Here is a 12,238-nt window from a genome sequence, read left to right as displayed (position 1 = left end):
TGGTGATTTCTCCAATTGATTTTCCGGTGTAGCGGTTTCCGACGTCTCGGAAAACCAAGTAGTTCTCTCAAAGTTACCTCTATTAACGACACCAAATTCAGAAGCTTTAGAAAAAAGTTTAAAAAAATAACATTGCGAGATTTAGCTAATAAAATTGAAGAAAAGTAAGAAAGAGTACTCAAGTTTCCACAAATCGAGCCGAGAGGGCCAAATTGTATAGAAAACCAGCAAAAGGAAACAATTAAAGGTTAGTTCGCAGACGATAGACGTGAAAATTAGAAAAGAAAAAGCCCCTTTTCCTTTGAGAGAACTGGGGCTAGGTTGGTCGCCAGAGCCTATGTGGAGATCAAGAGAAATGAACACATTTCCGGCATACCGAGTGCAACTTTACATTGAAAATGATTGGCAGGTGAGAGATGAGAGAGCCGCTCATTCTATTGTAAAGTTGCTTGCCAAAAGCCTGCATTCCCATCCACGTCTGAATGTATTGAGTACAGGCTAAGTAAACTACTGCAATAGTGACATTGCAGAGTTTGGCAACTGTTTCGCTTGAGCAAGAATCGATGTACCTGCTTGTTGCAAAATTTGTGCTTTGGTCATTTGCGTGGTTTCTTTCGCAAAATCTGTATCTTTAATTCGGCTGTTCGATGCGTCAACGTTTTCTTGGATATTCGCCAAGTTGTTGATGCTGTGACTCAAACGGTTTTGCTTCGCACCTAAGTCTGCACGTTGCGAGTCTACGTATTTCAGTGCCGAATCCAGCACAGAAATCGCGTTTTGAGAACCTTGTACCGTGGTCATATCAATATCTTGTACTGACGTTCTGATAGGTTCATCACTCAGGCCAAGCTCAGATGCTAATCCACCAGAAATAGAAATCTCACCCTGAACGTTTGGATGCGCGACAAAAACTTGCAACTTGCCATCTTCACTTACAGACGCATTAATCATATCAGACTGACCATTAATGTAAGTGGCAAGCTCTTCGATGTCGTCGCCCGCTTTGGCATTAATGTTGATTTCTAGATCATCAACATTGCCGTCTTCGTCTTCACCCATACCTGGTAGCGTGATCTTCAAGTCAGATTTAGCTGGGTCAACGCTCCAGTTTTTATCTTTACCATTTTCAGATAAGAAGGTCACACCGCCCATGCGAGTATCGTCCGCACGAATGCTGGTGAGTCCCATGATCATGGCTTCACCTGAGCTCGCACCAATCTGGAATGCTGCTTCACCGAATGAGCCATTCAATAGACGACGACCACCAAATGAAGTGGTTTCTGCAATACGGTTTAGCTCGTCAATCAATGCCATTGACTCTTCGTTGATCGCCTGACGCTCAGCCGGAGAGTTAGTACCGTTCGATGATTGAATCGCAAGGTCACGCATTCGTTGCATGACAGAGGTTGCCTCATTCATCGCACCTTCAGCGGTTTGTGCAATCGAGATACCATCGTTCGCGTTACGCATTGCGACATCTAGGCCACGAGACTGTGCAGTTAAGCGGTTAGAGATCTGTAGACCTGCCGCATCATCTTTTGCACTGTTAATCTTATGTCCTGAAGATAAGCGCTCCATCGACGTGTTTAATTCATCAGTCGCTTTGTTTAGGTAACGCTGCGCGGTCATCGCGGAGACGTTAGTACTAACTGTTACAGCCATTTTGCTCTCCTGTTGAGTTCGCAAGCTTTTGCGAAGCGGCCAGCTTTACTCTCATTTGGATAAGCACTGACCGTAAAAGTTACTTGCTAAATCTGCCTTAAACGCAGGGTTTAGAATCTCTAAATCTGTTCTGATATTTTCAATACAATTTGTGTGCCAACTTTCGTAAATTATTTAACCACTTTTAAAAGAATCAAATAAACAATAAGTTAGCTTTATCATTAAGCTATTTCCGGTTTGTCAGACTCATCTTAGCCCAAGGGTATTGAACGCTGCCCTGTTGCCGCCCGACTTGCCTCCCGCATCATTGCCGCTTTGGGTAAAATCGTGCCGCATGACATCTCAGACTCTCAGGTTACGTCGACTTATCGCGCTTAAGGCTTTGCACATAAGGCATCAAAATCAGACAATGTGTATGAGTGTCATACTAGATGTAGTTAAACAACGTTAGATCTTTGGTCTTACCGAATGCTTGTTGCGATGCCTGTAACGCTCGCGAGTTTTCACTGAACTCGATCACGGCTTTGGAGTAATCCAAGTCCTCAAAGTTGCTCTTCGCTTTTGCCAGAGACAAATTAAAGTCTTCATGATTTTGCTCTTGGATATCCAGCGTACTCAATCGAGCACCGGCATCTGTACGCGCTTTATTCAAATGGATAAAAGCAGCGTGGAATTCTTCTGTCATTTGGTGCAATTTAGCAGTCGCCGACGTATCCGAAACCGATTTGTCTGACCATGCCATTGCATCCTTGAAGGTATCGAAAATGCTGAACTCTGCCCGCTTTTCGATCTCAATACTGTCACCAGGCGTAATTTGGCCTTTTACGTGCACTTTCAGGCCTTTGTATTCAACCCCTTTCTCTGGAGAAAACTCATCGGCATCCACTACTTTGCCGTTACGCTCTAATTGGTAACCAAATTTGCCGTTATTCATATCGACAAATGTCACGCGATACGCCGCATCATCCTTAGCGTCAACGTTAGTAGCTTTGTTTAGCAACAGCTCAGAGCCGTTTTGTAGATCGTAATTCGGCTGATAGTCGCCAAATGGGTTTGGTATCTCCATAAACAGCTTGCTGCCGGGATCGTTCATTGGCATCTCAAGCATGCTGGAGACTTTCATTTTGCGCTGATAATCGTCCCCAGCGTATTGCACGCTACCATCTTTATCGCGATAAAATGGTTGGCTTTTTGGCTTAGTGCCAGCAAACACGTAGTTACCAGATTCATCTTGCGAGTTCACCAAGTTAAGGAAGTTGTTCGCAATCTCCTCTAGCTCACGCTTCTTTGCTTGTCGGTCTTCCGCAGAAAACGCACCGTTAATCATCTCCATCGTTAAACGCTTCGACTCGTCGGCAAAATTCTCCGCATTGGCGATATTAACTTCGTGGTTTTCTAGACGATTACGCACCAACACTATCGAGCTAAGATATTGTTGTAGCTGTTCTTGTTGCTGACTAATATTTTGAATGTAATGCGACGCAAGGGGATCGTCGCTAGGTTTCAGTAACTTTTTCCCTGAAGCAAGTTGCTCTTGGTTATGGTGAACCTTATTCTCTTGACGACGCAAATCATTTTGTACGGACTGATAGTTATGGAAACTAGAAATTCGGGTTAGCACTTATCTCTTCTCCTTACCTCAGTTGTAAAATGGTATTGAAGGTATCATTCGCCGCTTGCATCACACGTGATGAAGCCATGTACGCTTGTTGAAACTTCATCATGTTGGCCGCTTCTTCATCGAGGTTAACGCCAGAGATAGAAGCAACGCGCTCTTGTGCCGCCTCATGCTCTAAGCGAGCGACAGAGGCTAATCGGTTTGCTGTAGAAGATTTCAATCCGACTTCGGTATTGAGGTTGTGATAAACATCGATCAAAGTACTGGATTTTCCGTCCATCATCTTATCTGTTTGGATCTTCTGCATTTTTCTCAAGTTGCCATTACCACCTTCCGAAGGCACCAAGTTCGCGGTGAACTTGTCATTCATCAGCGCACCTTCGCTCAGCTCAAATACAGTCGCATCGCCATTTTTATACAGCGGATGACTTTTCGGCACTGAGATTTCAATCATCGGGTTATCTTTGTCTAGCGGGTATGAGTATTTGTCCGATAGCAAATTGCCTTTGTTGTCCGTGATCTTTAACCATGGCTTATCATGTTTCTCGTCGGCTGGTTGTACGGTGACCTCAAACTCTTTAACATCCCCCGCCTCACGAATTTTGAACTTGGCGTTACCTTGAGCAAAAGTGGTTGAAGCTTCATAACTTTGCGCGGCAATGGCTTTTGCATCATTGGTTTCCATCTTGATGATGGCTGCGCCACTTCGTGTTGGGCGCAATAATACGCGCTCACCAGCGGCAAGACCTTCACCGATTTGCACTTTCATACCATCCAGAACAAACGAAGAATCTGATTGATCAATGTTCAACGACATTTGCTCACCTTTCGGTGTTGTCACGCTGTATTGGTCGCCATCATAACGCAGCGAATATTCACCACCTTTGATCGCGGAAATATCCTCGATGTAAACCGCAACATCAGCTTGTGAGTCAGGTGCAGCAAAAACTCGAGATTTTGCCACCAGCTCAGAGTTCACGTCGGTAAATACGTCTTTACCTATCTTGCCGTTGAGATCCAGACCTTGAGATTGCAGCTGATTAATTTTGTAGGAGAAACCCGTCGCTAAACGGCCCATTTCATCTTGCAGTTGTGGGATGTGTTTGTCGCGCATTTCAAGTAAAGCGCCGATTTTGCCATCCATATCATCAGACTTGATCGCTTTAATGCCATTCCCTTCCACCATTGCTAATCGTCTTTGATGAACATCCGGATAGCCATCGATCATTTTGAGCTGGCTTGCTTCCGTGCCAGAAACAAGAGTGTGTCCATTGCCGATATGAACATTAAACCCTTCCGCATTTTTGCGTGGGGTTACGGTAACTTTGGTGTATTCTGACAGCTCAGTAACCAGCTTTTCATGCTGATCCATCAGGTCATTATGTGGACCGGGAGTACGCATCATCAGTCGATGAATATCGCGAATTTCCAACGCAAGTTGATTAACGCGCTCAATGCCCATATCCAATTTTTTATTGGTGACATCAGATTGCAGTCGCACGGTTTCGTGGAAATCATTTAATGTATCAGAGAAGATTTTTGCCTTTTCCAATACCACTTTTCGTGCCCCTAAATCGTTCGGGGTATCTGCCATGGTTTTTACCGCATCGAACCACTCATTCAGGTTCTCGGGAATTTTCTTCGATGCCACTGAACTCAACATGCTAGAGAGCATATCAAGATTGTCTTGGGTATCCGTTTTGTTGGCATTGTTGGTCGACGACAGGTTCAGTTCATTCACGGCAAACTGATCCCACGAGCGGCGAACATTTTCCACATGCACACCCATGCCGTAGGTAGAACCACCAAACATGCGCGGATCATTCGTGCCTTGGATAACAGACTGACGGCTATAACCCTCTGTATTAACATTAGAAATGTTATGACCAGTGGTGTTTAATTGTCTCTGAGCAGTAAGCACACTTTGAGTACCTACATTCAGAAGATCTGACGCCATACATGCCCCCGAAAACGAAATATAAATCGGCAAAACCGATCACCTAGACACATTAAAAGCAAAAGATGTGCCAAGTGATAGAAAGGCGTAGATGTTCAGATAAAGTGAAGGCTTGCACTATGGCAAGCCTTCGAGAACGTCATAAATTGTCGCAGAGACATTACATACTTTCGATTTTATCCTTCACCTGCAGGACTTTATCTGCGTAATTCGGATCGGTCGCGTAACCCGCACTGTGGATACCGCGAATAAACAACTCTGAATTCCCGCGTTTCTGCAATGCTGTCTCGTAACGTGGGTTGTCATTCAAAAATCGTACAAAGTCATTAAAGCTGTCTTCGTAACTTGAGTAGGAGCGAAACGCTGCCGTCTCTTTCACTGGCGTGTTATCGTGGAACTCTAAAGTTTGAGTCGTCACTTTGTCACCCTGCCAGCTTCGATCTGCTTTGATATTAAATAAGTTGTTGCTGCTGCCACGCGCGTTCTTCACGACCCTTTGTCCCCACCCCGTTTCCAAAGCGGCTTGCGCAAGTAGCAGAGATGGCTCGACACCTAAGGCTTTCGCAGCTTTCTCCGCGTATGGCTTCATCGAGTTAACAAAGGATTCTGGTGAATCGAATCGAGTGGGTTCATTGCTTGGTCGAGATAGCTGACCAGATTCAATCAAGCGCTGTTCAATCTCGCGCGCTTTTTTCGGGTCAACACGACGATATTCCGCAGCATTGTTTGCCGCATCACGCATAGCCGTTTCTTTTTTGTCGTTCCCTTGCCCAGCCGTTAATTGCTTAACAATCATATCGGCCAGTCCCATTGAACCAGACGAACTCAATTCACTCGCCATCTGTTCATCCAACATTTGTCGATAGAACTTCTCGTTTTGGCTGTTCATCATGTTGGACTCAAAGCCCTCATTGGCTTCTCGCATGGATTTCAACATCATGGAGGTGAAAATAGATTCGAACTGACGAGCTGCTGCACGCAGTGCTTCTTGCTCGCCATCTTTACCTTCCTTCACTGCTTTTTGACGCAAGGTATCCAGCGAACTGATGTCATGAATAAAACCAATGTCGTTAGGATTGTTCATTATACCTACCTCCTAACCATTAAATGATGATCAACTGGCCTTCAATGGCACCAGCTTGTTTCAATGCTTGCAAGATAGCCATCAAATCCGACGGCGCTGCGCCGACTTGATTCACTGCACGGACCAAATCATCCAACGTTAAGCCTGGCTCAAACTTAAACATCTTGCCCTGCTCTTCGCTGACTTCGATATCCGAGTCTGGTACGACAACGGTTTGCCCACCAGAAAAGCCGTTAGGTTGGCTAACATTCAGGTTTTCTTTGATCGCAACCGTCATGCCGCCATGCGTTACTGCTGCAGGTTTAAGACGCACATGCTTACCAACTACGATGGTGCCCGTTCGTGAGTTAACGATGATTTTGGCTGCACCATCTGCTGGGTCGAACTCTAGGTTTTCGATTGCCGATAAGAACGCAACACGCTGGCTGACGTCACGAGGAGCACGCACGCGCACTGATGTCGCGTCAACAGCGCTCGCCATTTGTGGGCCAAGGAAGTTGTTTACAGCATCCGCCATACGTTGAGCCGTTGTGAAGTCTGACTCAAGCAAGTTGAACGTGATGTAATCACCACGACCAAATGGGTTTGGAATTTCTCGCTCTACTGTCGCACCACTAGAGATAAGACCAACGGTTGGATTGTTACCTACGATTTTAGAACCGTCAGCGCCTTCAGCACTGAAGCCGCTCACTACTAAGTTACCTTGAGCAACCGCGTAAACTTGACCGTCGAGACCTTTGAGGAACGTTTGCAGCAAGGTGCCACCACGCAAACTTTTAGCACTTCCGATGGAAGAGACAGTCACGTCCACTTGCTGACCCGGTTTAGAGAAAGGCGGCAATTCTGCCGTAACCATGACTGCGGCAACGTTTTTAATTTTTGGCTTTGTGCCCGGCGGCATCTGAATGCCGAAGTTTTGCAGCATGGCGGCGAAACTTTGCTCTGTAAACGGGTTCGCTTCACCCGTACCAGGTAAGCCTGAAACCAAACCATAACCCACGAGTTGGTTGCTTCGTACACCTGCCACTTGCGCGACGTCTTTGATACGTGCGGCTTGGGCTACGGTAGAAAACAGAGCAACGCTCATCAGTACTAAAAGGAGTTTTTTCATGCTTACTTATCTCTTGCAGTCAAATTGCCGTCAGCACGGCGTGTTATAGCGCTACATTAAAGAATCGTGCCAAGAAGCCTGGCTCTTGCATATCTTGTTGCAAACCAGTGCCAGAGTACTGAATTCTTGCGTTAGAAACGCGATTTGATGCAATGGTGTTGTCGAAATTAATATCATCCGGACGAATAGTGCCACTTAAACGTATGTACTCATCACCCGTATTTAGCGTCATCCACTTCTCACCGCGGATCACGAGGTTGCCGTTTGCCAGTACTTCGATCACCTCAACAGTGATGTAACCACTGATGCTGTTGCTCTGCTTTGCAGAAGAGTCACCTGCAAATGAGTTGGAGTTGTTTAAGTCATAAGAGAAATTATATTTTCCGCCAATTTGCAGCTCTTCTCCGCCCACTTGAAGCGGGTCCATTTGCGCTTCATTGGTTTTCGATAAATCGGCATTTGCGCTTTTCGTCGCACTGGTTGTCTCATCCAGTGTTACGGTAATAATGTCGCCAATACCACGTGGTTTAGAATCGTCGTAGAGATCGGTAATGTGCTCGGCGCTAAACAACGAACCTGTTGCAGCAGCGTAATGCTCAGGCTTGTTTTTCGGATGAATTGGAGCCCAAGCAGGGTCGCCAGCAACCGGATCACTTCTACCACGTAAAGTATCTACAATACCGCTGCTCTCTTCTTTCGATTTATCGCCTTCTACTGCGTCGACCACAGTGGTTGCTTGTGTCACTTCATCCGTTTCAATCGGTTCCAACATGGCACAGCCCGACATCGTAGCAATCAAAGCGAGTAGGCAAATACGTTTCATCGTGAGCTCCTCAAATCTTGCTCTTAATCGTTACAATTGCTGGTTAACGAAGCTCATCATTTTATCGACTGACGAGATCACTTTTGAGTTCATTTCGTAAACGCGCTGGGCTTCGATCATGTTGACCAACTCTTCCGTTACATTCACGTTGGACGCTTCCAGCATGGATTGACGAATTTCCCCCAAACCGTCCAAACCAGGAACACCCTCTTGTGGATCGCCACTGGCACCCGTTGGTAAGTAAAGGTTCTGACCAATTGGCTCTAGGCCACCCGGGTTAACAAAATCTGTAATGGTTAGCTGACCAACGACTTGGTTGTCTTGCTGACCTCGGACGCGAACCGACACTTCACCATCCGTACCAACAGTAATAGAAATCGCATCTTCTGGAATCACAATTTCAGGCTCTACAGGGTAGCCAGAACCCGACGTGACTAACGTGCCTTCACCATTGAGCGTGAACTGACCGTTACGGGTATAACCGATGTTGCCGTCCGGCAATGTCACTTGGAAAAAACCGTCGCCTTCCACCATCATGTCCAGTGCGTTAGTCGTTGTCTGTGCATTGCCGTGCGTGTGCACTTTTTGCGTCGCAACCACTTTAGAACCCGAACCTAACATCAAGCCACTTGGCAGTTCCGTGTTCTGAGATGACTGGCCGCCAGGCTGGTTGATGTTCTGATAGAACAAATCTTCGAATACTGCACGGCTCTTTTTGTAGCCGACAGTAGAGGCATTCGCCAAGTTGTTCGAAATTGTGGCAATGTTGGTTTGTTGGGCGTCTAAACCTGTTTTACTTACCCATAGTGCTGGATGCATAGTGAACCTCTAACTCTGTTAACTCATACGAAGCAGTGAATCTGAAGATTTATCCATTTCTTCAGCTGTGCTCATCATCTTGACTTGCATTTCAAACTGACGTTGTAAGTCAATCAATGCGGTCATTTCACCTACGGCATTCACGTTACTGCCCTCTATCGCTCCCGTCTGGAGGCTAACAGTCGCGTCTGCTTCGTAAGGTTGGTTTGGAGTTTTATGGCGAAATAAGCCATTGGTGTCTTTAAACAAGCTTTGGTCATTAGGCTTAACAAGCTTAATGCGATCAACCGCTTGGAATTCTTCTGCCGGGGCACCTTGAGGAAGCACAGAGATGGTGCCATCCCGACCGATTTCAATTTTGGAGAGAGGAATAGGCAAAGTAATCGGCGCATCGTTTTCACCCAGCACCAAATGACCACTTGCGTTGGTAAGCATGCCATTTTGATCGACTTTTAGGTTGCCGTTACGAGTCAACCCTTCTTTCCCTGTGTGATCGAGTACCGATATCCAACCGCGGCCTTCAATCGTCACATCCAGATCACGCCCTGTTGTAATCACGCTACCTTGAGCAAAGTTATGCCCTGGACGCTCTGTCATGCTGAATACACGTGAAGGATGGCCTTCACCATAAGCCTGCATTGAGCGAGCCTGTGCTAAATCAGCCCGAAATCCGGTCGTGCTTACGTTAGCCAAGTTATTAGCGCGCAATTGTAGTGCCTGCATATTTTGCTTGGCGCCACTCATTGCGAGAAACAGTGCGCGATCCATAAATTACTCCAAAAATCTCTCTGAACACGGAGTAAAAGCAATAGTTATGCCAAAATAAAAATAGACTTATTAATCAATACCTTGAATTAATAACAAACTATTAAAAGAGGTCAATAGAGGCAGAAAACTGTAACGAGAGGCAAGGTTTTGATCCAGACGGCGGCAACAGCGGCAAATCGTAGATCAAAGCATGCTTAGCCTGAGTGAGGTGTATTCAGGCTAAGCATCAGATGAATGTCATGATGAAAGTGAACAAAGCGGTAATTACTAAGAAGCAATCACACGCCATTGCTTACTCAAGCAGAGTATCGAATGACCCAGCTAGTGCTCTAGCGGATCTGTAAGATATTCTGTTGTAGTTGGTTGTGTACTTCTAGCGAACGTGAGTTTGCTTGGAAGTTACGCTGAGCAGAGATCAGGTCCACCAACTCCTGCGTCATATCAATGTTTGACTGTTCCAGCATACCGTTATTGATGGTGCCGAAAGAGCCTTTATTTGATTCACCCCAGATCTTGTCACCAGAGAACTGCGTTGAATCCCATTGAGTGCCGCCTTTCTTATCCAGGCCTTGCTCATTTGGAACACGTACGAGAGCAACACGACCCAATGTAACGTTTTCACCGTTTGAGTAAGTTCCCAATACGCTGCCGTTTTCATCGAAGTCAACTTTGGTTAGGAAGCCCGTTGTTGCACCGTCTTCGTCAAACTTAGTCAGTTCGAACGGAGCCGCAAACTGTGTTGCTGAGCCTAAGCCGAAGTTAAGCGTCTGCGCAGGATCGGCACCATTCATATCGACTGGTGTCGTGTTCGTCGCCGGATCGCCCAGAGCCACAGAAGTGATTGGCTGACCATTGTTCAAGCTCGCCAACGTACCATCGTTGTTGAACTTCATGGTATGCCCCACATGACCTGTTGGCGTTTGCGCATCACCAGCCGCAACATTTAAAGGCTTTTCACCTTCTTTATCTGTCACGGTGTAGTAAGTGTTCCATGTATTTGGCTGAGTCTGATCTTTCAAGTAATACGTCGTTAGCTTGTAAGACTGACCCATCGAGTCATAAATTGTCGAAGAGGTTGAACGGTTGTATGTATCTGGGTCTGAAAAATCAAACTGCGTTGGATCTTTCAAATCGCCGTTCGCTGGCAAGTTCACACCCACTTCAATGTTTGCTGTTTGTTTTGGCTTACCAAATTCAGCAGGAATATTGATGGGTTGTGGCTCGTATGAAGAAACCTCACCAGAGCTTGGGTCCACTTGGTAACCTAATAAGAACTCGTCGTTCGCGGTCACCATGTAGTTTTCTTTATTTAAGTGAAATGCACCATTACGTGTCAGTTCATTCTGTTGTGGAGTTAGACGCTCTTTCGCTACAGCGAAAAAACCTGTCCCCGAAACACGCAAATCCATTGGGTTGTTGGTGTAAATGCTAGAGCCTTCATGGAACTGCTGTGCCACTTGGCTTGCTTGTGCACCACCACCCGGTGTGGTTTTTGCGTTAGTAAATAAAGAGTTAGAGTAGACATCAGCAAACTCAGCACGGGACTCTTTAAAGCCGTAAGTGTTGGCGTTCGCAATGTTGTTACTGGTGGTGTTCAAATCCAGTTGGGCGGCGGACAAACCGCTTAAAGATACATATGACATTCCAAAATCTCCTAATCTAGCGAGCTATGACTACGCTTTGCCGACTTCCAATACTTCTGCAAGTCGAACTGGCGATTCAAAACCAGCCAGATTGAGTAATACGTTTCCGTCACCTTTGCCAAGCAATACGCTGTTTACGTTGGCATACGTCGATACTGGGAACTCTTGCGACTCCCCCTCAACTAAGCCAGACGCTTTCACTTTGTATTTGCCAGCTGGCAGTGGATTTCCGCTTTCATCTTTACCGTCCCAAAGCACACGCGTGTCGCCGGCTGGTTTCGCCCCTACCTCAAAGGTACGAACCAGTTGGCCAGCTTCATCCTCTACACGAACAAACAGATTATCGATAGATTGTGAAAGCTTAACCATTGCCGCCATTGGTGCGTCGTCCTGCTTCACACCTGCTGCTCCTGGGACCAATACGTCACGCCCTACCAAAGAGGAAGCTTGTAACGCTTGATTTGATGTCATTGACGAATTCAAACTCTCAAACTGAGTGTTCATCTTGCCAATGCCATCAACGGTCGCAAATGAAGCCATTTGCGCAATCATCTGGTCATTACTTACCGGCTTAAAAGGGTCTTGCTGAGACAGTTGCTTCGTGAGCAATGATAAGAAGTCTTCCTGTTTTAGGTCCTGCTTACCCGTGCTCTCTTCCGCTTTCTTGTTACTCTCTTGTAGACTTTTAAGCTGGTCGATATAGGACAAGCCGCTTTGACCAACGTTGTTAATTCCGGCCATACGCTACCCCCT

At 46.1% G+C, this 12,238-nt stretch carries 10 protein-coding genes; all 10 read right to left on the bottom strand.

The window, feature by feature from the left end; all coding sequences use genetic code 11:
* Positions 1–507: 507 nt before the first annotated feature.
* The 10 genes from R8N49_RS22105 to flgD all read right to left on the bottom strand — a co-directional run bounded on the left by R8N49_RS22105 (position 508) and on the right by flgD (position 12,226).
* Positions 508–1,662 carry a flagellin gene (locus R8N49_RS22105; protein WP_005382038.1) on the bottom strand — a complete coding sequence of 385 codons (1,155 nt, stop codon included), beginning with the start codon at positions 1,660–1,662 and terminating at the stop codon, positions 508–510.
* Between the two features lie 427 nt (positions 1,663–2,089).
* A complete protein-coding gene (gene flgL / locus R8N49_RS22100) occupies positions 2,090–3,283 on the bottom strand; it encodes a flagellar hook-associated protein FlgL (protein WP_186584432.1) in 1,194 nt (397 codons plus the stop codon).
* Positions 3,284–3,296: 13 nt separating this feature from the next.
* Complete coding sequence (flgK, locus tag R8N49_RS22095; protein WP_186584433.1) at positions 3,297–5,237, bottom strand: flagellar hook-associated protein FlgK; 1,941 nt, start codon at positions 5,235–5,237, stop codon at positions 3,297–3,299.
* 160 nt (positions 5,238–5,397) lie between these two features.
* Positions 5,398–6,324 carry a flagellar assembly peptidoglycan hydrolase FlgJ gene (gene flgJ, locus R8N49_RS22090; RefSeq protein ID WP_182016997.1) on the bottom strand — a complete coding sequence of 309 codons (927 nt, stop codon included), beginning with the start codon at positions 6,322–6,324 and terminating at the stop codon, positions 5,398–5,400.
* 16 nt (positions 6,325–6,340) lie between these two features.
* Entirely contained in the window at positions 6,341–7,432 is a 1,092-nt protein-coding gene (locus tag R8N49_RS22085) for a flagellar basal body P-ring protein FlgI (protein WP_005393118.1), read from the bottom strand.
* Between the two features lie 43 nt (positions 7,433–7,475).
* Positions 7,476–8,255 (bottom strand): flagellar basal body L-ring protein FlgH, encoded by a 780-nt coding sequence (flgH, locus tag R8N49_RS22080; protein WP_005382033.1) that lies wholly within the window; start codon positions 8,253–8,255, stop codon positions 7,476–7,478.
* 30 nt (positions 8,256–8,285) lie between these two features.
* Complete coding sequence (gene flgG / locus R8N49_RS22075) at positions 8,286–9,074, bottom strand: flagellar basal-body rod protein FlgG (protein WP_213903853.1); 789 nt, start codon at positions 9,072–9,074, stop codon at positions 8,286–8,288.
* A gap of 18 nt (positions 9,075–9,092) precedes the next feature.
* A complete protein-coding gene (flgF, locus tag R8N49_RS22070) occupies positions 9,093–9,842 on the bottom strand; it encodes a flagellar basal-body rod protein FlgF (protein WP_258489529.1) in 750 nt (249 codons plus the stop codon).
* 329 nt (positions 9,843–10,171) lie between these two features.
* A complete protein-coding gene (gene flgE, locus R8N49_RS22065) occupies positions 10,172–11,485 on the bottom strand; it encodes a flagellar hook protein FlgE (protein ID WP_005382030.1) in 1,314 nt (437 codons plus the stop codon).
* Positions 11,486–11,515: 30 nt separating this feature from the next.
* Positions 11,516–12,226 carry a flagellar hook assembly protein FlgD gene (flgD, locus tag R8N49_RS22060; protein WP_005382029.1) on the bottom strand — a complete coding sequence of 237 codons (711 nt, stop codon included), beginning with the start codon at positions 12,224–12,226 and terminating at the stop codon, positions 11,516–11,518.
* Positions 12,227–12,238 lie beyond the last annotated feature (12 nt).

The sequence above is a fragment of the Vibrio sp. 1978 genome (assembly GCF_033344345.1).
Note: the sequence above shows the minus strand (reverse complement) of the source record. Positions and strands in the feature narration are given on the sequence as shown.